The 21,359-nt window shown below is 57.2% G+C and carries 20 protein-coding genes and 1 pseudogene; 11 read left to right on the plus strand and 10 right to left on the minus strand.

The window, feature by feature from the left end; genetic code table 11:
• Positions 1 to 57 precede the first annotated feature (57 nt).
• Entirely contained in the window at positions 58 to 540 is a 483-nt protein-coding gene (locus tag ACI2JR_RS02660; RefSeq protein ID WP_462477796.1) for a GNAT family N-acetyltransferase, read from the plus strand.
• Here ACI2JR_RS02660 and ACI2JR_RS02665 read toward each other — a convergent pair.
• On the minus strand, positions 494 to 1,372 hold the full coding sequence (locus tag ACI2JR_RS02665; RefSeq protein ID WP_462477797.1) for a LysR substrate-binding domain-containing protein: 879 nt from the start codon (positions 1,370 to 1,372) through the stop codon (positions 494 to 496). The two genes, ACI2JR_RS02660 and ACI2JR_RS02665, sit on opposite strands and share 47 nt — an antisense overlap.
• A 105-nt stretch (positions 1,373 to 1,477) precedes the next feature.
• On the opposite strand from ACI2JR_RS02665, the gene sad reads away from it, so the two are divergent.
• From sad to ACI2JR_RS02700, 7 genes are all read left to right on the plus strand, one after another.
• Positions 1,478 to 2,863, plus strand: a complete 1,386-nt coding sequence (sad, locus tag ACI2JR_RS02670) for a succinate-semialdehyde dehydrogenase (RefSeq protein WP_462477798.1) — start codon at positions 1,478 to 1,480, stop codon at positions 2,861 to 2,863.
• A 76-nt stretch (positions 2,864 to 2,939) separates the two neighbouring features.
• Entirely contained in the window at positions 2,940 to 3,866 is a 927-nt protein-coding gene (gene glsB, locus ACI2JR_RS02675) for a glutaminase B (RefSeq protein WP_132731088.1), read from the plus strand.
• Positions 3,866 to 4,234, plus strand: a complete 369-nt coding sequence (locus ACI2JR_RS02680) for a DUF4186 domain-containing protein (protein WP_462477799.1) — start codon at positions 3,866 to 3,868, stop codon at positions 4,232 to 4,234. The genes glsB and ACI2JR_RS02680 overlap by 1 nt, the downstream gene beginning before the upstream one ends.
• A gap of 112 nt (positions 4,235 to 4,346) precedes the next feature.
• On the plus strand, positions 4,347 to 5,768 hold the full coding sequence (locus tag ACI2JR_RS02685) for a GGDEF domain-containing protein (protein WP_165905765.1): 1,422 nt from the start codon (positions 4,347 to 4,349) through the stop codon (positions 5,766 to 5,768).
• Positions 5,769 to 5,849: 81 nt separating this feature from the next.
• Complete coding sequence (locus ACI2JR_RS02690) at positions 5,850 to 6,377, plus strand: GNAT family N-acetyltransferase (RefSeq protein ID WP_132731085.1); 528 nt, start codon at positions 5,850 to 5,852, stop codon at positions 6,375 to 6,377.
• 102 nt (positions 6,378 to 6,479) lie between these two features.
• A complete protein-coding gene (locus ACI2JR_RS02695) occupies positions 6,480 to 7,931 on the plus strand; it encodes a tagaturonate reductase (RefSeq protein ID WP_462477800.1) in 1,452 nt (483 codons plus the stop codon).
• Between the two features lie 298 nt (positions 7,932 to 8,229).
• Positions 8,230 to 8,670 carry a GNAT family N-acetyltransferase gene (locus ACI2JR_RS02700; protein ID WP_462477801.1) on the plus strand — a complete coding sequence of 147 codons (441 nt, stop codon included), beginning with the start codon at positions 8,230 to 8,232 and terminating at the stop codon, positions 8,668 to 8,670.
• Between the two features lie 264 nt (positions 8,671 to 8,934).
• Here ACI2JR_RS02700 and denD read toward each other — a convergent pair whose 3' ends face one another.
• The 5 genes from denD to otnK form a co-directional block, all read right to left on the minus strand.
• Positions 8,935 to 9,918 (minus strand): D-erythronate dehydrogenase, encoded by a 984-nt coding sequence (gene denD, locus ACI2JR_RS02705; protein WP_132731081.1) that lies wholly within the window; start codon positions 9,916 to 9,918, stop codon positions 8,935 to 8,937.
• Between the two features lie 19 nt (positions 9,919 to 9,937).
• Positions 9,938 to 11,254: an MFS transporter gene (locus ACI2JR_RS02710; protein WP_462477844.1), complete on the minus strand. Its 1,317-nt coding sequence runs from the start codon at positions 11,252 to 11,254 to the stop codon at positions 9,938 to 9,940.
• 65 nt (positions 11,255 to 11,319) lie between these two features.
• The gene (otnI, locus tag ACI2JR_RS02715; RefSeq protein WP_132731080.1) at positions 11,320 to 12,099 is read right to left on the minus strand and encodes a 2-oxo-tetronate isomerase; all 780 of its coding nucleotides are present in this window, start codon (positions 12,097 to 12,099) and stop codon (positions 11,320 to 11,322) included.
• Positions 12,096 to 12,725, minus strand: coding sequence for an aldolase (locus ACI2JR_RS02720; protein WP_462477802.1), 630 nt, complete (start codon positions 12,723 to 12,725; stop codon positions 12,096 to 12,098). Before ACI2JR_RS02720 ends, otnI begins: the two co-directional genes overlap by 4 nt.
• Entirely contained in the window at positions 12,722 to 13,993 is a 1,272-nt protein-coding gene (otnK, locus tag ACI2JR_RS02725) for a 3-oxo-tetronate kinase (protein WP_462477803.1), read from the minus strand. The genes ACI2JR_RS02720 and otnK overlap by 4 nt, the downstream gene beginning before the upstream one ends.
• 221 nt (positions 13,994 to 14,214) lie before the next feature.
• Between otnK and ACI2JR_RS02730 the strand changes: the two genes are divergently transcribed.
• Positions 14,215 to 14,979 (plus strand): DeoR/GlpR family DNA-binding transcription regulator, encoded by a 765-nt coding sequence (locus tag ACI2JR_RS02730; protein ID WP_132731077.1) that lies wholly within the window; start codon positions 14,215 to 14,217, stop codon positions 14,977 to 14,979.
• A gap of 43 nt (positions 14,980 to 15,022) precedes the next feature.
• Here the strand turns inward: ACI2JR_RS02730 and tam are convergent.
• The 3 genes and pseudogenes from tam to ACI2JR_RS02745 form a co-directional block, all read right to left on the minus strand.
• Positions 15,023 to 15,785, minus strand: a pseudogene (gene tam, locus ACI2JR_RS02735) (trans-aconitate 2-methyltransferase).
• 186 nt (positions 15,786 to 15,971) lie between these two features.
• Positions 15,972 to 16,262 (minus strand): hypothetical protein, encoded by a 291-nt coding sequence (locus tag ACI2JR_RS02740; protein ID WP_462477804.1) that lies wholly within the window; start codon positions 16,260 to 16,262, stop codon positions 15,972 to 15,974.
• A gap of 230 nt (positions 16,263 to 16,492) precedes the next feature.
• On the minus strand, positions 16,493 to 17,683 hold the full coding sequence (locus ACI2JR_RS02745; protein WP_132731074.1) for an MFS transporter: 1,191 nt from the start codon (positions 17,681 to 17,683) through the stop codon (positions 16,493 to 16,495).
• 583 nt (positions 17,684 to 18,266) lie between these two features.
• Here ACI2JR_RS02745 and ACI2JR_RS02750 point away from each other — a divergent pair.
• Positions 18,267 to 19,358 (plus strand): YbfB/YjiJ family MFS transporter, encoded by a 1,092-nt coding sequence (locus tag ACI2JR_RS02750; protein WP_462477845.1) that lies wholly within the window; start codon positions 18,267 to 18,269, stop codon positions 19,356 to 19,358.
• On the opposite strand, the gene ACI2JR_RS02755 is transcribed toward ACI2JR_RS02750, so the two are convergent.
• Positions 19,355 to 20,209, minus strand: a complete 855-nt coding sequence (locus tag ACI2JR_RS02755; protein WP_132731073.1) for a LysR family transcriptional regulator — start codon at positions 20,207 to 20,209, stop codon at positions 19,355 to 19,357. The genes ACI2JR_RS02750 and ACI2JR_RS02755 overlap by 4 nt on opposite strands.
• 92 nt (positions 20,210 to 20,301) lie before the next feature.
• On the opposite strand from ACI2JR_RS02755, the gene ACI2JR_RS02760 reads away from it, so the two are divergent.
• Positions 20,302 to 21,357: an NAD(P)H-dependent flavin oxidoreductase gene (locus ACI2JR_RS02760; protein ID WP_462477805.1), complete on the plus strand. Its 1,056-nt coding sequence runs from the start codon at positions 20,302 to 20,304 to the stop codon at positions 21,355 to 21,357.
• Positions 21,358 to 21,359: the final 2 nt, after the last annotated feature.

Below are 21,359 nucleotides of genomic sequence, written 5' to 3' on the forward strand. Positions count from 1 at the left end.
GCTATGAGAAACGGCCGGATACGCTGCGCTACAGTGGGCGAAAAAAGGAGCTCGCCTATGTACACCATCGCCCCGACATCACTCACCGATCCGCATCTGACGGCGCTGATTGCCCAACTGGATGCTTACCAGCAATCTCTTTATCCCGCCGGAAGTAACCACCTGATCGATCTCAGCCAGCTGGCGGCCGAATCGGTGATTGCGCTGCTGATCAGCGATGAGCAGCAGCGGGCCGTCGGCTGCGGAGCGATTGTGCTGGGTGAAGAGGGGTACGGTGAAATGAAGCGGGTGTTCATCGATCCCACGCATCGTGGGCAGAGGCTTGGTGAGAAGCTGCTGCAGGCGCTGGAAAGCGCAGCCCTGCGCCGGGACTGCCATACGCTGCGCCTGGAGACCGGGATCCATCAGCATGCGGCGATCGGCCTGTATACCCGCAGCGGGTATCAGACCCGCTCTGCCTTTGCGCCTTACCAGCCCGACCCGCTGAGCGTGTTTATGGAGAAACTGCTCGTTGCCGATCTTCGTTCAGCTGTTCTATAAACGCCTCCAGCTGACGGGTTTTCGCCCCGCGCCGCCATACCAGCCAGGTGGTTAGCCAGCGCCACTCTTCGGCCAGCGGCCACGCGGAAATCTGCTGGTGGCCGGGCATGCTCTCCAGCATGCTGCGGGGGATCAGCGCCAGCCCGGCGCCGGCAATCACGCAGGCCAGCATACCGTGGTAGGACTCCATTTCATGGATCCGTCCCGGCGTTGCGCGATCGGCATGGAACCAGCTCTCAAAATGGCGGCGGTAGGAGCAGTTGGCGCGAAATGCATAGACATTGCTGCCGTTGACTTCGCTGGCGCGGGTTATCCGCGGGTGGCCGAATGGCGCAACGATCATCATCTCTTCCGGAAACACCGGTAACCCTTCAAGCCCGGGATGCACCAGCGGCCCGTCAACAAACGCCGCGCTCAGCGTCCCCTCAAGGACCCCGTCAATCATCGTGCCGGAGGGGCCGGTAGAAAGCGCCAGATGAATTTTCGGGTAACGCTGGTTATACAGCGCCAGCGTCGAGGGGATACGTACCGCGGCGGTGCTTTCCAGCGAACCCAGCGAAAACAGACCCTGCGGCTCATCACCGGCCACCACCATCCGCGCCTCATCGACCAGCGCGAGGATCTGCTGGCTATAGCGCAAGAAACTATGGCCCGCGGGCGACAGGCGCAGGCGTTGGTTCTCGCGAATAAACAGCTCGACGCCGAGATCGGCCTCCAGCTGGCGAATCCGCGTCGTCAGGTTTGACGGAACGCGGTGCACCTTTTGCGCGGCCTGGGTAATGCTGCCGGTGCTGGCGACGGCGTTAAACATTTCAAGCTGGGTCAGATCCATGGTTTTCTTCTTTTGTGAATAGGTTGCTTAATATTATTCATTTTCAATGAATGGAAGGGTAAGCCAGAATGAGGTTAATTCGCAATCAACAGAGAGAGCAAAACGATGAATTTATCTGCAACTCACGCGGTTTCCGTCAATCCGGCCACGGGAGAAAAGGTGTCGTCTCTGCCGTGGGCTAGCGAACAACAGGTCGATGCGGCGATTGCCCTTGCTGAACAAGGCTACCGCCAGTGGCGCGCGGTGAGCGTCGCCGCACGCGCTGACGCCTTACGCCAGGTCGGGTGTGCGCTACGCGCCCGTGCGGAAGAGATGGCGCAAATGATCAGCCTTGAAATGGGGAAACCGATCGCTCAGGCGCGCGGTGAAGTCAGCAAATCGGCCAATCTTTGTGACTGGTATGCCGAACACGGTCCGGCCATGCTGGCGAGCGAAGCCACCCAGGTAGAAAACAACAATGCGGTAATTGAGTATCGTCCGCTGGGGCCGATCCTCGCCATTATGCCGTGGAATTTCCCGCTGTGGCAGGTGCTGCGCGGCGCGGTGCCGATTCTGCTGGCGGGGAACAGCTACCTGCTGAAACATGCACCAAACGTGCTGGGGTGCGCGGCGCTGATTGGCGAGATCTTCGCTCAGGCCGGGCTGCCAGCCGGCGTGTTCGGCTGGGTGAATGCCAGCAACGACGGCGTCTCGCAGACGATTAACGACCCGCGTATTGCCGCGGTGACAGTCACCGGCAGCGTGCGCGCCGGTAAGGCGATTGGCGCGCAGGCCGGGGCCGCGCTGAAAAAATGCGTCCTTGAGCTGGGCGGGTCCGATCCGTTTATCGTTCTTAACGACGCCGATCTTGATGAAGCGGTGAAAGCGGCGGTTATCGGCCGCTATCAGAATACCGGGCAGGTTTGCGCGGCAGCGAAGCGTTTTATCGTCGAGGCCGGGATTGCCGATGCCTTCAGCACCCGGTTTGTCGCCGCGGTTGAAGCGCTGAAGATGGGCGACCCGCGCGATGAGGCCAACTACCTCGGGCCGATGGCGCGCTTCGATCTGCGTGATGAGCTGCATCAGCAGGTGACGGCGACGCTGGCGGAAGGGGCGACCCTGCTGCTCGGAGCGGAGAAAATCGCCGGGGCGGGAAACTACTATGCGCCAACGGTGCTGGGCAACGTCACGCCGGAGATGACCGGATTCCGCCAGGAGCTGTTTGGCCCGGTGGCGACCATTACCGTAGCTCGCGATGCGTCCCACGCCCTGGCGCTGGCTAACGACAGCGAATTCGGCCTGTCGGCGACCGTGTTTACCACCGATGTCGATGAAGCGGAGCGTTTCTCGCGCGAACTCGAGTGCGGTGGCGTGTTTATCAACGGTTATAGCGCCAGCGACGCGCGCGTCGCCTTCGGCGGGGTGAAGAAGAGCGGCTTTGGTCGTGAACTGTCACACTTTGGCCTGCATGAGTTCTGTAACGTGCAGACCGTATGGAAAGACCGCCGCTAACTGACGTAGCGCCTGACGACCGTCGCCGCGCTCTGCTATACTCGCAGCCCGAATTTGACTGAGCAAGGATCCGGGTGTGGCGACGGTCATCAATAATACGATGCTGGAGACGATTCTGGCAGACATCAGGCCGCTGATTGGGCGCGGTAAAGTGGCGGATTATATTCCGGCGCTGGCCGGCGTTAGCGGCAATAAACTTGGCGTGGCGATTTGTACGGTAGAGGGGCAGCACTATTGCGCCGGCGACGCCCACGAACGCTTCTCTATTCAATCTATCTCTAAAGTGCTCAGTCTGGTGGTGGCGATGAACCACTATCAGGAAGACGAGATCTGGCAGCGGGTAGGGAAAGATCCCTCCGGACAGCCGTTTAACTCCTTATTGCAGCTGGAAATCGAGCAGGGTAAACCGCGAAATCCGTTTATTAACGCCGGGGCGCTGGTCGTTTGCGACATGTTGCAAAGTCGACTGAGCGCACCGAGGCAGAGAATGCTGGAGATTGTCCGCCGGCTGAGCGGCGTCCCCGATATCGCTTACGATCCGCTGGTGGCGCGTTCGGAGTTTGAGCATTCGGCCCGCAATGCCGCCATCGCCTGGCTGATGAAATCGTTCGGCAACTTTGATAATGACGTGGCGACGGTGCTGCAAAACTATTTCCACTACTGTTCGCTGGAGATGAACTGCGTCGAGCTGGCGCGGACCTTTCTGTTTCTCGCCGACCGCGGGGTCGCTGCGCATCTCGCTAAGCCGGTGATCGCGCCAATGCAGTCGCGGCAGGTCAACGCCCTGATGATGACCAGCGGGATGTACCAGAACGCCGGCGAGTTTGCCTGGCGCGTCGGGCTGCCGGCCAAATCCGGCGTCGGCGGGGGGATCGTCGCGATCGTGCCACAGGAAATGGCCATCGCCGTGTGGAGCCCGGAGCTGGATGAGGCGGGTAACTCGCTGGCGGGAACGGCGGTGCTGGAAAAACTCACCCAGCGGTTGGGGAGGTCGGTGTTCTGATGGTGCCGATGGACAGTTTATTTGCCCGCCTGCAGCGCTCGACCTTTCGTTCCCGTTTCCACCTTGGGGCCAAAGAGCGGCAGTACTGTATGGAGAAAGGGCCAGAGATCATTGACCAGCATGCGGCCGATTTTATTGCCCGTCGGCTGGCGCCGGCACAGATTGCCAACGATGGCAAACAGACCCCGATGCGCGGGCATCCGGTGTTTATCGCTCAGCATGCCACCGCCACCTGCTGCCGCGGCTGTCTGGCGAAGTGGCACGCGATTGCGCCAGGGCGCGAGCTGAGCGCCGAAGAGCAGGAGTATGTGGTGCAGGTGATCCACCGCTGGCTGGTCGCGCAGATGAATTCACCGCCTCGTCATTAATGCGCAATTATCAGGCATGGGGATGCCTGATAATTATTCTCATGCTATGATAATCCGCTAACTAATTATTAACATAATAATTGCCTGAAACAATTAGACGGATAATTACTGAATGTCTTCACTGTCGATTCGGTTATTCACGCTGTTTCGTGAGGAACACCCCGTGCGTGATGCACTGGTGTTATTCACCTTAACTTTACTGCTCCATTTCTTCGGCGCCATGCTGCGTCTGGTGCAGGAGCTGTCATTCTTCTGGCCGCTTAACGCCGTGATGGCCGGGATTTTCGCCCGCTATGTCTGGCTTAATCGCAGTTATTTTTATGCCACCTGTTTTGCCGCGATGCTGGTCTATGACGGCTTAACGTCGCGCTGGGGAATGGGCTTCGCCTCGCTGCTGATCAACTTCTCGAATATCGTCTTCATCGTGACTTTGGCGCAGCTGGTGCTGTGGGATAAGCGGCGCACGGATTCGATGCCGGGGCCGATCAATGCGCTGAATTTATTCTGCTACTGCCTGCTGGCGGCGTTGCTGTGCGCTGCCGTGGGGGCGCTGGGCTCGGTGGACGTTGAACGGGCGACCTTTATTCCGCAGCTGGCGGACTGGTTTAGCGAGCAGTTCTCCACCGCCGTGCTGATCCTGCCGTTTATATTAACGCTGACCATTCCGTCGGCGCTTTGCGGCTTTCGTCTCAGCCAGCTTCTGCCGGTTATCGCCCTGGTGCTGTCGATTATTCTTGGGGTGGCCGTTGGCGGGGCCGGGAGTATCACCTTTCCGCTACCGGCGCTTATCTGGTGCGCGATTCGTTATCCGCTGCCGCTGACCTGTCTGCTGACCTTTATGACCGGGATCAGCGAAATTCTGCTGGTGGCAAACTCGCTGATACATCTCTCGCCCGATGCGCGAATGCAGCCATGGCAGCTGTTTTCAACGCGTCTCGGCATTGCCGCCATGTTGATTAGCCCGGTGATTGTCGCCTCCAGCGTCGAAGCGATTAATAATCTGGTGAAACAGCTGGCGCTGCGGGCCGATTTTGATTTCCAGACGCGGGTCTATTCGCGCTCCGGATTGAGCGAGGCGCTGAAACGCCAGCCGGTGTCGCCCGCGCAGCTGTTGACGGTGATGGTGCTGGATATCGACGGCTTTAAACGCGTTAACGATAGCTGGGGCCACGAGTGCGGGGATTGCGTATTGGCCCAGTTCGCGCAGCAGGTGCGGCTGTTGGCCGGCGAGCAGGGAATGGTGGCGCGTATCGGCGGAGAAGAGTTCGCTGTCGCTACCCTCAGCGCTACGCCGCAGGAAGGGCAGCAGCTGGCGGAGAAGATCCGTCAGGGCGTAGAGGCGCAAACCTTTATCTGGGGGCAACAGCAGATTAAGCTGACCGTCAGTATGGGACTGGAGTGTCGTCAGGTAGGGAGCGGACGGATCACCGAACTCTTTAATCAACTGCTGATGGCCGCCGACGATTATCTTATTAGCGCCAAACAGGCGGGGCGCAATCGTATTTGTACGCCGGCTCAGGACGGCGCGCGGTAATAAGAAAATACGATGGCTATTCTGCTTGTGTTAAATATAAGTTAAAAAGATAGTGATGTGGTCAATTTCAGGGAGCGACCCATGACCACATCCATTTCTCTGCGCACGCTGTCGCGTGACGATATTCTCGCAAACCTTTGCCAACTCAGCGATATTCTGACCAGCTGCGTCAACGGCGGCGCGTCGGTCAGCTTTATGCAGCCATTTTCCCCCGGGACGGCGACTGCCTTCTGGCAGCGAACGGCCGCGAGCGTGGCCGCCGGAGAGCGCCTGGTGCTGGTCGCGGAAAATGAGCAGCAGATTGTCGGTACCGTCCAGCTGGTTATCGATCAGCCGGAAAATCAACCGCATCGTGCTGACGTGGCCAAACTTTTGGTTCACCAAAATGCCCGGCGTCAGGGGCTGGCCAATGCCCTGATGAGCTATCTGGAACAGATTGCCCGCGAACAGGGCAAGTCGGTTCTGGTGCTGGACACGGCTACCGGCAGCGGCGCGGAGCGCTTCTATGTCCAGTGCGGCTGGGAGAAAGCCGGAGAAATCCCGCGCTACGCCCTCATGCCGGACGGCACGATGACCGCCACTTCACTGTTCTATAAGTTCCTGCAGTAACCGCAGCAGGTTTGATCAAAACACGGTTTTACTCTTAGAAAAGCTGATAAGTTATTACACCAATTACTCAGGTTGTATGACGACTCTAAGAGGGAACCTATTGTGAACACATTAAATCGTCGTGATTTTCCCGGCGCGCAGTACCCTGAACGTATCATTCAGTTTGGTGAAGGCAACTTTCTTCGGGCATTTGTCGACTGGCAGCTTGATCTGCTGAATGAGCATACCGACCTGAACGCCGGCGTGGTGATTGTTCGTCCGATTGACAGCGCCTTCCCGCCGTCTCTCAGCACTCAGGATGGGCTATATACCACCATTATTCGTGGCCTTAACGAGCAGGGCGAGGCGGTCAGCGACGCGCGTTTGATTCGCTCCGTTAACCGGGAAATCAGCGTTTATGCGGAGTACGACGAATTTCTGCGGCTGGCCCATAACCCGGACATCCGCTTTGTGTTTTCCAACACCACCGAAGCGGGCATCAGCTACCACGCGGGCGATCGTTTTGACGATGCGCCGGCGGTCAGCTATCCGGCAAAACTGACCCGTTTGTTGTATGAGCGCTACACGTTTTTCGGCGGCGCGCTGGATAAGGGCTGGCTGATTATTCCCTGTGAACTCATCGACTATAATGGCGAGGCGCTGCGTGAGCTGGTGCTGCGCTATGCGCACGAGTGGGCGCTACCGGCGGCGTTTATCCGCTGGCTGGGTGAGGCTAACGCCTTCTGTTCCACGCTGGTGGATCGGATTGTGACCGGTTATCCCCGGGATGAAGCCGGGGCAATCGAAGCCCGGCTGGGTTACAAAGATGCTTTCCTCGCCACCGCTGAGCATTTCTATCTGTTCGTTATTCAGGGGCCGAAATCGCTGGCCGCTGAACTGCGGCTGGATAAATTACCGCTCAACGTCCTGATTGTTGACGATATTAAACCGTATAAAGAGCGCAAGGTCGCCATTCTTAACGGCGCGCATACGGCGCTGGTGCCGGTTGCCTTCCTGGCGGGGCTGGATACCGTGGGTGAAGCCATGAATGACGCGGAGATCTGTTCATTCGTGGAGAAGGCCATCTTTCAAGAGATCATTCCGGTACTCGATCTCCCGCACGAGGAGCTGGAATCGTTTGCCCGGGCGGTGACCGGCCGTTTTCGCAATCCGTATATCAAACATCAGCTGCTATCCATCGCGCTAAACGGCATGACCAAATACCGGACCCGTATTCTGCCGCAGCTGCTGGCAGGGCAGGAGAAAGGTGGTAAACTACCGCCACGCCTGACCTTTGCGCTGGCGGCGCTGATTGCGTTCTATCGCGCAGAGCGCGACGGGGAGAGCTATCCGGTGCAGGATGATGCCGAATGGATGACGCGTTATCAGGCGCTGTGGGCACAGCATCGTGACGGGCAGCTGAGCACCCGTGAACTGGTGACAGCGGTGCTGGCGGTTGAGTCCCATTGGGGACAGGACCTGACGCAGGTGGCTGGCCTTGTTGAACTGACAGCCCGCGATCTGCAAGCGATCCTGCAAAACGGGATGCGTGCCGCCGTTAAGCCGCTGTGTTGATTGAAATGTAACCCGGCCACTGCCGGGTTATTTATTACCTAATTATAGTTACAACATACATAAGCTTCACCCTACAATAGACCGCGCCGGTCTGCAACGCCAGCGCCAGGTCGTCTGCCAGAGGCAACGCGGAGACGACAGATAAAGGCCAATAAGGGTAAATTATGTCCGCATCGCTTGAAGAAATTTTCTGACAGGAAAATAATGGTTTATCTCATGTATCACCATCGACAGAATGGCGAGATCGAAACCCGTGCCGGAGTTCCCTGCAGGATCCGGGGTAAAGAGAGGAAAATCAATGGTCATTGATATTCGTGATATCCATGCGCAGGACAAAGCGCAGTGGCTAACGCTGTGGCAAGGCTACACCTCTTTTTATGACTGCCCGCAGCCGGAAGATGTGACCGAATACACCTGGCAGCGTTTACTGGATAGCGCATCCCCGGTTTTCGCACGGGTGGCCGTTGCTGGGGAGCGGGTGGTGGGGTTTGCCATTTGTGTGCTCCATGAAGGAACGTGGGTCAAGACTCCCGTATGCTATCTGGAAGATCTGTTCGTCGACCCACAGATGCGCGGCCAGGGTATTGCCAGGCGACTGATGCAGGCGCTGCAGACGGAGGCGAAACAACAGGGATGGTCTCGTCTTTACTGGCATACGCGAGCGGACAACCCGGCCCGGCGCTTATATGACGAATTTACCCCCGCGGATGACTACGTGCGTTATCGCGTGATGTTTTAAACCGTTCACGGCGGACGGTGTTGAGTAGTGCCAGACTATCCGCGGCAAACGACTCAGGAGAAGCAAAATGGAAAAACGTATCGAGACGGCCATTAACCTGATTATGTTTCTTTCGCTGCTGGCCACCGCGTGGGATCTTTCCCTCGTACACTCTCTTTCCTTGTAGAGCCGGTGCCGCAGGTCCCGCTGGCTTTTCGGCTCTCGCCAGCGGGGCGGGCAATCCCCGCATTTATGCGGGGATGACCTGTTTCGCGCGGCCGGAGATCAGGATGCGTAATCGGCAAGATACTCCTCAATCATCCCGGTAAAGTCTTCATTGGCGGTAAATCCTAGCTCGTGCGCATAGCGCGTATCGAAGTCACCAGGCCAGGAGTTAACAATTCGCTCAATGGTCGCGTCCGGGGCAAACTCGATATGTTTCCCGGCGTCGGGGCCAACAACCTGAGCCAGCGCCGTCACCATCTGTTCAACCGTGACCGACAAACCGGCAAGATTTATCACCCGACCTGCGGTGAAGCGTGAGTCTTCAATATCGTGCCCATGGATGAGCGCTTCAATTGCTTTTCGCGGCGAGAGTAGCCACAGGAGGGTATCCCGCGTAACCGGACAAATGGCATGCTCCCCGTTAATGGGTTCGCGAATGATCCCGCTGGCGAAGCTTGACGCCGCCTTGTTCGGCCGCCCCGGCCGCACAACGATGGTCGGCATCCTCAGGCTTCTGCCGTTGACCCAGCCGCGGCGGGTATAGTCGGCGAGGAGCAGGTCGCAGATCGCCTTTTGCGTACCGTACGAACTTTGCGGCATCCAGACCTCCCGGTCGCTGACCTTCGCGGGAAGGTTTCCACCAAATACCGCTACTGAGCTGGTCGTGACCAGCTTGACAGGACGGTTAAGCTGGCGAAGCTGCTCAAGCAGCTGGCGGAAGGCATCGACGTTGATTTGCATACCGGTGTCGAACTCCTGCTCAGCCTGACCCGAAACAATAGCGGCCAGGTGAAAAACGCTATCCACCGCGGCGGGCAGGACTGATTTTAACCTGCTGCTGTCGCTGATATCACCGGTCACGACTTCCAGACGGCTATCGTCGATGCCTTCCAGCGCGCACCTGTCAAAGGCGATGAGCCGGCCAATTTCCCGCTGGATGCCGTGATTATCTGCCAACGTTTCCCGCTGCAGGAGCGCTTTTACCAGCAGACTTCCCAGAAATCCCGCGGCGCCGGTGACAACAATAGTAAGCTTCTTATTCATATATTCATTCTCAATGTGATTAGTGGTTAACCATGCGGGCTGGTATACGAAATATCGCGGCGGCACCAATAAATAACGTTGCCGAAATTATTAACGTCCCGGTCAGCGTTGAGTGCGTCATATCGGTTAAAAGCCCCATCACCCAGGGGGCGACAAAGCCAGCAAGGTTACCGAATGAGTTGATAATCGCGATACCGACCGCCGCCGATGCGCCGCCAAGGAATGCCGTCGGCAGGCTCCAGAAAAGCGGGAGGGTACTCAGCCCACCGGCCGCGCCAATCGTCAGACCGATCATCGCGATGACTAAATCATGGCTGAACAGCGCGGCAATAATCATTCCGGTGCCGCTCATTATCGCAATGAGCGCCAGGTGCCAGCGCCGTTCCCGGCGCTTATCCGCACTGCGGGAAACGATTATCATGGTAAAAATTGCCGCCGCGTACGGAATGGCCGTTAATAACCCCACTTTCAGCACATCACCTTCTCCCGCATTATGAATGAGCGTCGGCATCCAGAAACTGACGGTATAAAATCCTGCGATTAAACAAAAATAGATAAATGTTAATAGCCACACTTTGGGATTTGAAATAACGGCCCGCATCCCGCTGTGATCGGCGTTTTTAACGGTACCATCGGAATGGATCCTTGCTTCCAGAAGCGCTTTTTCATCGGCGGTTAACCATTTCGCCTGCGCTATACGGTCGGTCAGTAAGAAAATAACCAGAATACCAACCAGAAACGAAGGTACCCCTTCAATGATATAAAGCCATTTCCACCCGGCCAGTCCGCCGTACTCGTGAAAATGTCCCATGATCCAACCCGATAACGGCGCGCCTAAAATTCCCGATAGCGGTACCGCGGTGGCAAAGAGGGCAAACATCCGTCCTCGGCGATAGCTTGGAAACCAGAAGGAGAGATATAAAATAACGCCGGGATAAAAACCGGATTCGGCGACACCTAAGAAAAAGCGGACGGTATAAAATTCAAAGGGTGTCGTTACGAATGCGGTGAGCGGTGCGATGAGCGCCCATGAAATCAACAGCCCGCCCAGAAGACGCCGAGCGCCAAAACGGTGGAGGATCATATTGCTGGGAACTTCAAAAAAGAAAAATCCCACAAAGAAGATGCCCGCACCAATGCCGTATACCGTATCGGAGAAAGAAAGATCGCTCGACATCTGTAGCTTAGCAATGCTGACGTTCACCCGATCAAGATAGGCGAGGATATAGCAGATCATTAATAACGGAAGCGTACGTCTGACGACTTTTCTCCAGATAAACTCCTCGTTTAATGAACGAGCAGGCGTCTCCAGACTCAGGGTTGAGTGATTGGACATAGTTCTATCTCCAGAATGATGAAGGAGTGATTTCCTCATCGGGGTATAATTAAAAAAGCTAATTTTTAGTTATTCAGCCACCGCTGCGCCCATGCTAAACCGGCTGATGTCGTGCCTCGCGGACTATATTCGGCGGCGACATAGCCCGTGTAATTTACTTTTTCCAGTATTGAGAAAATCCATGCGTAATCCACCTCGCCATCGATGGGTTCATGGCGCTCCGGCACCGAGGCAATTTGCACGTGGCCGATATATTCTTTCAATTCTTTAATTAAATGAGTGAGGTTACCATCGACCTGCTGGGCGTGAAAAACATCGAACTGCAGGCGAACGTTATTCATTCCTGTGCGTCTGAGATATTCCACGGCTTGATATTGGCTGGAGAATAAATAACCTGGACGGGTGGCCGGTGCCAGGCCTTCAAGCAGAATGGTTATTCCGCTCTCTTGCGCGTTCTCTGCCGCATACCTGACGTTGTCAATAAACGTATTATCGCATTGCGATTTATCCAGACCATGGGTGACGCCGGCCATGACGTGGACCGCCGGGCAGTTGAGATGTCTGGCATAGCTCAGGGCCAAATCAATGGCTTTGCGCGCCTCTTTTTCCCGACCTGGCAGGGCGGACAATCCCCATTCCCCGCGTGAGATATCACCCGCAGGCGTGTTAATGCCCACCAGTTGCAGATGATTTTTGTTCAGTTCAGCGGCAATCATTTCCGCCGGGTATTCATACGGAAACCAGACTTCAACGGCCGAAAATCCGGCCCTGGCGGCCAGAGTAAACCGCTCGGGCAAGGGGCATTCGGTAAAGAGCATGGATAAATTTGCGGCGAGTTTCATCATGACATTCCTCTTAAAACGGCAATTTGTTCATCATCCAGATAGTTCACCGCGCTGTTCCGCAAGGTGAAAAATAAGCGCGCAGAGGCCTCCATTTCTTCGAGATTATCTGCGGCATCGCGAAGTGAAGAGCCCGTGACCACCGGGCCATGGTTGGCCAGTAAAAACGCCTTATGTTTCATTGCGCGATGGGCAAGCCAGTGGCCAATTTCCGGATCGCCCGGACGAAAATAGGGCGCTAACGGCACCTCGCCGACCCGCATGACGACGTAGGGCGTACACGCCGGCAGCGTATTTCCCGGATCGACGCCCTGCAGACAGGAAATCGCGGTGAGGTAGTGGCAATGGAGATGAACGACCGCGCGACACTGTGGGTTATTGCGGTAAAGCATCAAATGGAATCCGACTTCTTTCGAGGGCTTATCGCCGGACAGCAGCACGCCATCCATGTTCACATGCGATAACGTTTCAGGGCAGAGGTCCCCCAGACAGGAACCGGTCGGGGTGGCCAGAATGGTTCCGTCATCCAGCAACACGGAAAGATTTCCCGCCGACCCGGTGGCATAGCCGCGCTGAAAAAAAGAGCGGGCGATAGCGACCATCTGGTCGCGCAGTAAAGATTCTGTCATAACGTAGCCTCTGGCTGCTGGGCGCGGGAAAAAAATGCCGGATCGCCAAAATTGCCTGATTTCAGTAACAAATAGAGCTGACGGTCATCGGCTTTGATCCACGGCACGCCAGGAGAGACGGCCTTACCGATATGAAAACAACGAATATGGAGTGACTCCGTCACGGCGCCGGAGGTTTCGCCCCCCGCCACGATAAAGTAGGTGACACCCGCTTCAGCAAGACGCCGGGCCAGCATCGCGAACAGCTTTTCGATCATTACGCGGCTGGTTTCCGCGCCGTATTGCCTCTGGATCTCTTGCAACGCCCCGACCGACGTAGTGGCATAAATCAGGGGGGCCAGGGATGTTGGCGGCAGGGCCTGCCGCCAGGCGATAATCGTCGCAACGTAGTCGGCCAAATCCGCTTCTTTTTCCAGTAATCCCGCAACGTCAATGGCCATCGACGGGCCTGTTTTTACGTAATGTGCTACCTGCTGCTGGGTTTGCTCGGAGCACGATCCTGAAAGAATCACGGTATTGGCAGCATCGGGGACGACCGTAAAAGGAGGCGAATGGATAGCCGTATCCTCAGACCAGGCTTTAGCCAGTCCCGCCGCCAGACCCGATCCGCCGGTCACGAATTTCATTTCCCGCAGGGCGCGCCCCTGCAGGTCAAGATGCGCATCGGTGAGGGCATCAAGAACGACGTAGCGATAACCCGCGGCGGAGAGTTCCGTAATGCGTCGGGTCAGCCGCGCGGGCCCTTCCTCGAGCAGCTGCGCGCTGATAAGCGCACATTTCCCCTCGGCTTGCCGCTCCATCAGGCGACGCAGATCGCTATCCTGCATCGGGTTGACCGGATGATTGCGCATGCCAGACTCTTGCAGCAGGCGATCCCCGACGAACAAATGTCCTTGATATACCGTCCGACCGTTTACCGGCAGCGCCGGTGAAATCACCGTCACGGCGCAATTTAATGCCGCCAGCAGGGCATCCGTCACGGGCCCGATATTACCTTGTGCGGTACTATCGAAGGTGGAACAGTACTTGAAGTAAAAGCGGTCGCAACGCTGGCGCTGTAACCATTGCAGGGCGTTAAGCGACAGGCTAACGGCTTCTGCCGCCGGGACAGCGCGTGATTTTAGGCTAATAACCAATGCTTTTGCCTCACCGGCATAGTCTTCGTCGGGAACGCCGCTGAAGAGGCGGGTCTCGATCCCGTTATTCGCCAGAAAACTGGCGATATCCGTTGCGCCGGTAAAGTCATCGGCAATGATGCCTGCTTTCATAAACAATCCTCTATATGGGCTATGAGTGTTAATTTTCGATATTTTGTGGTGTTAAATGTTAATATCCTTGAATGGAAGGGGAAAAAAAGAGAGTTTAATCACATAAAATAACATTAATTACCTAATATTCACATTACCGACGCTACCAGGCGGATGGACAGGACAAAGCGGTGTGATAAAATGTGAAAAAGTGAGCAGTTAGTTGATGCCAGGAGAGAAAGATGCTGCCTCTGGAAAGACAAGAAAAAATACTCGGGATAATTAAGGATAAAGGCGTTGTCAGCGTCGGGGAGCTGGTTGATGCGCTGGGCGTATCGCACATGACCATCCGCCGGGATATTCAGCGGCTGGAGCAGCTCAATGCCTTAGCCAGCGTCTCCGGCGGCGTTGCGTTGCCGCAAAGAACACGGCTGCTGAATGAACCTTCTCATCGGGATAAGACCCTGATGTTTCCTCAGGAAAAAGAAGCGATTGGCCTGGCCGCCATGAGCCACATTCCGCAGAACAGCACGATCTACCTCGATGCCGGCACCACGACGCTGGCGCTCGCCCGAAAATTAGTCGACCGCAAGGATTTGCTGATCGTAACTAATGACTTTGCGATCGCCAATCTGATGATTGAGCAGGGTCAGGGGGAGCTGATTCATACCGGCGGCAGGCTTTGTCGTGAAAATCAGTCCACCGTCGGGCATTTGACCGCCGTCATGCTGGAAAATCTGTTTATCGACGTTGCGTTTATTTCCGCCTCATCGTGGAATCTGCGTGGACTATCTACGCCGAATGAAGATAAAGCCATTGTTAAACAGTCAGTTGCAAGGGTTAGTGAGAAATGTATTTTGCTCAGTGATTCATCGAAATATGGCAAAATGGCCAATTTTCTCGTACTGCCTCTAAGCGAACTCGACCTTATTATCAGCGACGTTGGGCTAAGCGGCGCTGTCGCGCAGCTTGCCGACCTGAAGGTCGCGGTTGAGCTAGCCCCGTAGGCCGGTGCTTCCCCGGCACTGAACACCGGGGAATCAACGCGGTTCACCGCGGCAGGCGACGTGCGACAATAAACAGGCGTGGAAACAGAAGCAGCACCTTTCCGTTACACTGTAACGGATAGTGTTGCTGTAATAGCGCCAGATAGCGTTCCAGAAAGGCCTCCCGCTGCGTATCATCAAGCGCTTGCAGGAACGGGCGGAGCCCGGTGGATTGCAGCCAGTCGATAATGGCCTGATGCGAGGCTAAAGGGTGGTAATAGGTGGTACGCCAGATATCAACCTCACAGCCGCTGCGGGTCAGGATATCGTAATATTCCTGCACGCCGGGCAGCGGATGACGCCCGCTTTCCGGGTAGCCCTGCTCCTGCGCAACCTGGCGCATCAACGTATGCGACGGCTCCTGCCAGTTATCCGGCATCTGTACCGCCAGCACCCCGCTGTCCGTCAGCAGGCTGACGAGGTGTGGGAACAGCGTTTGATGGTCCGTCAGCCATTGCAACGAGGCATTGGCATAGATCAGATCGGCCGGGCGCTCGGGGTGATACGCCCGGATATCGGCGGCGACGAAGCGGCAGGACGGTAAGGTGCGCGCAGCGTCCTCCAGCATGGCCGGGGAGTTATCGACGCCAACGATCGTCGCCTCCGGCCAGGCCTGGTGCAGGAGAGCGGTGCTGTTGCCAGGCCCACAGCCCAGATCGATGGCCAGCTTTACCGGGTGATGCGCGATTCGGGCTGACTAATTCAGCGGCGGGGCGCGTACGTTCTGCGCCAAACTGCAGATATAACGAGGGATTCCAGTCTGCCATAGATGACTCCGGATGAAATAAACTCGTTCATCAGCATAGATGGCAATGCCGGCAGGTAAAATGTTTTTTGTCTGGTCCGGCTATTTTTTTGCTCTCTTTTCGTGACAACGTCACGTATACAGCGCGGTGCGGGGCGCAAAATCGGCTGATGGTGGCGGAGCCGGGCAATCCGGCTTCCCTGGCCGCTTAGTCGCTGTTTTTGAGGGCTTCGGCGCGGCTGGCCGTGGCGTAGACGAAATCAAGCATTGGCTCCAGATCGGTATCATATCCGGCCTGAATAATTTTACCGCGCAGCCATTCAATTTCGCTGGTGATATCCGGGTGGAAAATATTGTTATCCTGGGCGCGGCGTAGCCATTTCAGCAGAAAGTTATTCTTTCCTCTGATGCCGCCTGCTTTTTTGGATTTTCCATGTATTTTCAGCGCGACTAAAATGCAGTAGTAGAAATGAACGCGCTGATTAAAACTTTGATGCATTTGTCTATTTCCCGCCAGACTCAGGAACTCACCGGCCAGGCCGGTGACTCGGATTGGGCGACGTGACGGGCCTGGATCTTTTGTCATCCGATCTCTGTTATTTCACCCGTCCTGCCAGTACGTCTGTTACCAGACGTAACAAGGATGTTGGCATGGATGCCGAATCACAGTCAATTATTGATTAGTTTTTTACCGCTTTCCGGCACCCCGTGGCTACCGGAAAGCACGCTTTAGCCATGAGGTAAACTGGCGCGTTGTTGCAGGTAAACACGCAAAATCAAGATAAATGCCGCAACGACAACCGCAGCCGCCAGCAGATAAAGGGTGTCCAGATCGTAATAACCGGCGACCCAGCCGGCAACGGGGCCGGTTAGTCCAAGGGCTAAATCAAGAAACGCCGAATAGGTACCGAGCGCGGTACCCTGATTTTGTTCTTCAACCTGCCTGACCGCTTCAACGCCCAGCGCCGGGAACACCAGCGAAAAACCGGCCCCGGTCAAAAACGCGCCGAGACCGGCAACCCAGGCGGAAGGGGCCAGCCAGATAATCACCAGCCCCAGGCACTCCACGGCGAAGCACACCAAAGAGACAGCGATGCCGCCATAGCGGGTAATCACGTTGCCTAACACCAGACGAATGCAGATAAAACCGACGCTGAACAGCGAGAGCGTGAATGCCGCGCCCTGCCAGCCGTGCGCGGAAAAGTAGAGGGTAATAAACGTCGCGATGACCCCAAATCCTACGGTACCCAGCGCGAGACCGAGACCGTACGGCCAGATCTTACGCACCACCGCATGAAACGGGGCTCTGACCCCGGCGACCACGCTGACATCCTGCCGCGTGCGGGCAAAGAGCAGGCCGATGGCGGCGACCGCCACCACCACGGCGGCAAAACCGCTAATGCCAAAATAACTATTCAGCAGGACCCCCAGCGGGGCGCCGACCGCCATGGCGACGTAGGTTGCGACCCCGTTCCATGAGATCACCCGCGAGGTATGGATGGCGCCGACGGTCTTAATCCCCCACAGGGTGGCTCCGGTAGCGGTAAAGCTTTCGCCGACGCCGAGAAAAATACGTCCGATCAGCAACGCGCTAATCGCCAGCAGCGGCACAGACTGCAGGAGGACGGCGACAAGGGTAAACAGACCGCTCAGCAGACAGCAGACGATCCCGAGGCTGACGACCTTTTTCGGCCCCCAGATATCCGTATAGCGCCCCGCGTGCGGGCGGCTGACCAACGTCGAGATATACTGCAGGCTGATGACGACGCCGGCAATAAACGTACTGTATCCCAGCTGATAATGGATATAGCCGGGTAAAACGGCCAGCGGCAGGCCGATGGACAGATAGCAGATACAGGTAAAAACGACGATCGAAATAATGCGCAGATTAAGCTGAGTATGGCTGACTGAAGTGCTCATAACGTCATGGTATTTAAAACGAAGGAGCGATCAGCATACCGCAGACCCGGCCGTATGGACGAGTCCAGGATGCATTTTCTCGCCGTTTTAGCCAAACCCACCAAAATTAGCGTCAGGGTAAGACGAATCTGTGTACGTCAGCCTGTGGTGCGGTGCGGCCTATCTATGCTGGCGGGGTATCCAGCTCCTGTTTCGCCCGCGCCGGGCCTTTGACTCCCGGCCTGCCACGACACGGGCAATCGGCGGCTGGGATGTCAAAGGGCTGTTCGGTGTCGCCGCCAGCCCTCCCGGGGGCTGAGAACCGCTGAGATATCCGCCCGTCGCCGCCATATTTCGTTCCCTGACGAAGCATCTTCGTCCGTCTGCGCTTAGCTTTCTCGTCAGAGGGCAGACCCGCAGCGCGCGATCGGCGTCGCTTGCTTGTCTGTCGATTCCTGACAATAATAAAAAGAGAATTAAATATATAAATGATTCTTTTTTTTGAGATTTAAAGGCGGGGTACTGAGTGAAGGCAACCGAACACCGGCCAGAACGGCGGGCTTTTTTGCTGGCGTTAGCTGTCTCAGTCGTGCTGATTATTGGCATGGGATATGGCCGTTTTGCCTATACCGGCATTCTCCCGCTGATGCTCAATGAACAGGTGCTATCCCTGCACCAGGGCAACCTGGCGGCGTCGGTCAACTACGCGGGCTACCTGCTGGGGGCGCTCCTGCTGGCGAAAGCCAGGCCGGCCGACAGTACGCGCTTAAATCTTATTTCGGTATTGTTAACGCTGCTATGCCTGGCGCTACTGGCCTGGGTAACTTCGCCGCTGGCGATCGTCATGGTCCGTGGTATCGCCGGGATGCTCAGCGCCGTAACGCTGATTGCCGCCTCGCTGTGGCTGCTCCAGCACATGAAACACCATCATGGCGCGCCGGTGCTCTATTCCGGGGTGGGGATGGGGATATTTCTCTCCGCTGAGGTTATCTCCCTCGCTAAGGCCTGGGCGCTGACCAGCCCGCAAATCTGGCTCCTGTGCGCCTGCAGCGGCGCGGTTCTGTTTTTAGGCGTGCTGCGCCTGCTGTTGACGCCGGCGCAGGAAGCCATCGTCTGGCCGTCGCAGGCGCAAACGCCCCCTGCGGCCGAAGAAGGCCGCCCCGGCGATGCCTGGCGTCTGTTAATGGTGTACGGCTTCTCCGGGTTTGGTTACATCATTACGGCGACCTACCTGCCGCTGTTTTTATCGGCTTCGCTGGCGCATATCGACCCGGTACAAATCTGGGCGCTTTTTGGCCTCGCGGCGGTGCCATCGTGCTTTATCTGGCACAAACTGGTAGCCAGATTCGGCTACCGTCGGGCCTTTACCGCTAACCTGGTGGTACAGGCGATCGGCGTGATCCTTCCGGCATGGAGCCACTCCTTACTCTTTTGTTTACTGAGCGCCATTCTGGTCGGTTTTACCTTTATGGGCACCGTCACCATTGCGCTCCCGGCAGCGAGGAGGCTCAATCATCTGGTGAAATTCAATATGATCGCCGCGATGACCGCCATTTACGGCATTGGACAAATCATCGGGCCGCTGGTCGCCGGGACGCTGTATAACCTCACGGGGTCATTTAATTCTTCGCTGGCGGCCGCCGCGCTGGCGCTGCTGTTGGCTGCCGGGCTGGTGAGGCTCAGAACAGGGTGCTAAAGCGGGCCAGCCGATGACAGATTCGAGGCCGTCGCCAGCAGCTGACGCAGTTCACTGAGCGCCGGTGATGTATATCCCCGTCGCCAGATCAGCTGCGTCAACGCCTGGCCGATCGGTCGGGTGTGGCTATTTTCCGGCAGGGTCATAATGTCAATGACGCTTTGCGGCAGGATACCGGCATAGCCGCCGGAAGCGATGCAGGCGACCATCGCGTGGTACGAGCCGACATCCTGGACGTCAATCGGCTGGTTGGCAAAAAACGCCTCCCCCCGCGCCCGGTAGGTACAGCCGATGGGAAAAGCCGCGAGCCTGCAGGCGGGCCGATCTGCGGGGGTCACCAGCATCAGCTGTTCGGCAAAAACGCCGAGGTATTCGATATCCGTGGGGCAGGCGGGCTCGCCAGCGACAACCGGCAGGCACACCAGCGCGCAATCGAGGGCGGCGTTCTGAACGCGTTCGGTTAACTGCTGCGTGGGCAGGGTTTGCAATGTCAGCGCCACCGCCGGGCACGCTTCGCGAAACTGCGCCAGCAGCGGGATAAGCCGACTGGCCGCGGTGGCCTCCATCGCCCCCAGCCGCAGGTTGCCGCCGGGCGTCGTCGGGTGCAGCGCCTGTCTGGCCTCTTCGCCGAGGCTCAGAATGCGGGTTGCATAGTCGAGGAACTGCCTGCCGGCAGCGGAGAGCACCATTTTTTTATTGCCGCGGACGAAGAGCTCGACGTCGAGTTCTTCTTCCAGCTGCTGGATGCGGGTGGTGATGTTGGATTGCGCCCGGCCCAGCGCCTTCGCCGCCCGGGTGATACTTTGCTCCTGCGCCACCCTTTGAAAGATCAGCAATGTGGTGTGGTTCATATTTTTTCTTCTACATATAGGAATAATATTGATCTTAACATCTCAAAAAGAGATGTTAAGCCTTGGGTATCACAAATTTAAGCAGGTTTTGCATGACCCGTAGCCTTACGCAGCGACTCGACATCGCTTATCCCATTATCCAGGCGCCGATGGCCGGCGTCGCCACCCCCGCACTGGCAGCGGCAGTGAGCAATGCCGGGGCCTTAGGCTCGCTGGGGTTAGGGGCGTCATCGGTGGCTCAGGCGGAAACGTTGATCGACAACACCCGTCGTCTGACGGCGCAGCCCTTCAACGTCAACCTGTTTTGCCATGCGCCGGCGCAGAGGGACTCCGACCGCGAAGCGCAGTGGATAGCCGCGCTGCGTCCACTTTTCGCCCGTTTTGGCTGCGAGCCGCCGGAAGAGCTCGCGGAAATCTATCCGCCTTTTTCCGCCAATCCGCAGATGGCAGACCTGCTGCTTGACCTGAAGCCAGCGGTGGTCAGTTTTCATTTCGGCGTGGCCGATAAGACCTTTATTCGTCGTCTGCGCGAGCGGGGGGTGGTAACGATGGCCAGCGCCACCTGCGTGGCTGAGGCGCAGCAGATAGCCGCGCAGGGGATCGATATCATCATCGCGCAAGGTTATGAGGCCGGCGGCCATCGCGGGATCTTCGATCCGCAGGCCGACGATCGGCAGATGAGTACCGCAACCCTGGTTCAGGCGCTGCAGCGCGTCGTGTCGCTGCCGGTTGTTGCCGCGGGCGGCATTATGGATGGCGCAGGGATTAGTCGCGTCATGCGGTGCGGCGCGGCGGGGGCACAGCTGGGGACAGCGTTCCTGCTCTGCCCGGAATCGGCTACCGATGCCGGATATCGTCAGGCGCTGACCTGCGCTCGCGATCCGCAAACCGTGATGACCGCGGCGATTTCCGGCCGCCCGGCGCGCTGCGTCGATAATGCCTTCTGCGAGATCGGGCGACGCAACCCCGCCTGTCGGCCTCCGGACTATCCGGTGGCGTATGATATCGGTAAAGCGCTGGCCGCGGCGGCAAAAGCGCAGGGGGATTATCGTTTTGGCGCCCACTGGGCAGGACAGGGCGTCGGCGCGATCCGTGAGCTTCCCGCGGCGGAACTGATACAAAGATTCGTCGATGAATGCGGGTTTTAAAC

The organism is Klebsiella sp. NPDC088457, assembly GCF_044900465.1.
Taxonomy (GTDB): domain Bacteria; phylum Pseudomonadota; class Gammaproteobacteria; order Enterobacterales; family Enterobacteriaceae; genus Klebsiella.

Bases quoted from the DNA above. Each gene is read 5' to 3' on its own strand.
- ACI2JR_RS02760 (WP_462477805.1), top strand. From the start codon at position 20,302: ATGACCCGTAGCCTTACGCAGCGACTCGACATCGCTTATCCCATTATC.
- otnK (WP_462477803.1), bottom strand. From the start codon at position 13,993: ATGAAAGCAGGCATCATTGCCGATGACTTTACCGGCGCAACGGATATC.
- ACI2JR_RS02665 (WP_462477797.1), bottom strand. From the start codon at position 1,372: ATGGATCTGACCCAGCTTGAAATGTTTAACGCCGTCGCCAGCACCGGC.
- otnI (WP_132731080.1), bottom strand. From the start codon at position 12,099: ATGATGAAACTCGCCGCAAATTTATCCATGCTCTTTACCGAATGCCCC.
- ACI2JR_RS02755 (WP_132731073.1), bottom strand. From the start codon at position 20,209: ATGAACCACACCACATTGCTGATCTTTCAAAGGGTGGCGCAGGAGCAA.
- ACI2JR_RS02740 (WP_462477804.1), bottom strand. From the start codon at position 16,262: ATGCATCAAAGTTTTAATCAGCGCGTTCATTTCTACTACTGCATTTTA.
- ACI2JR_RS02690 (WP_132731085.1), top strand. From the start codon at position 5,850: ATGACCACATCCATTTCTCTGCGCACGCTGTCGCGTGACGATATTCTC.
- ACI2JR_RS02685 (WP_165905765.1), top strand. From the start codon at position 4,347: ATGTCTTCACTGTCGATTCGGTTATTCACGCTGTTTCGTGAGGAACAC.
- ACI2JR_RS02720 (WP_462477802.1), bottom strand. From the start codon at position 12,725: ATGACAGAATCTTTACTGCGCGACCAGATGGTCGCTATCGCCCGCTCT.
- ACI2JR_RS02700 (WP_462477801.1), top strand. From the start codon at position 8,230: ATGGTCATTGATATTCGTGATATCCATGCGCAGGACAAAGCGCAGTGG.
- sad (WP_462477798.1), top strand. From the start codon at position 1,478: ATGAATTTATCTGCAACTCACGCGGTTTCCGTCAATCCGGCCACGGGA.
- ACI2JR_RS02710 (WP_462477844.1), bottom strand. From the start codon at position 11,254: ATGTCCAATCACTCAACCCTGAGTCTGGAGACGCCTGCTCGTTCATTA.
- ACI2JR_RS02680 (WP_462477799.1), top strand. From the start codon at position 3,866: ATGGTGCCGATGGACAGTTTATTTGCCCGCCTGCAGCGCTCGACCTTT.
- ACI2JR_RS02750 (WP_462477845.1), top strand. From the start codon at position 18,267: ATGGGATATGGCCGTTTTGCCTATACCGGCATTCTCCCGCTGATGCTC.
- ACI2JR_RS02745 (WP_132731074.1), bottom strand. From the start codon at position 17,683: ATGAGCACTTCAGTCAGCCATACTCAGCTTAATCTGCGCATTATTTCG.
- ACI2JR_RS02730 (WP_132731077.1), top strand. From the start codon at position 14,215: ATGCTGCCTCTGGAAAGACAAGAAAAAATACTCGGGATAATTAAGGAT.
- denD (WP_132731081.1), bottom strand. From the start codon at position 9,918: ATGAATAAGAAGCTTACTATTGTTGTCACCGGCGCCGCGGGATTTCTG.
- ACI2JR_RS02660 (WP_462477796.1), top strand. From the start codon at position 58: ATGTACACCATCGCCCCGACATCACTCACCGATCCGCATCTGACGGCG.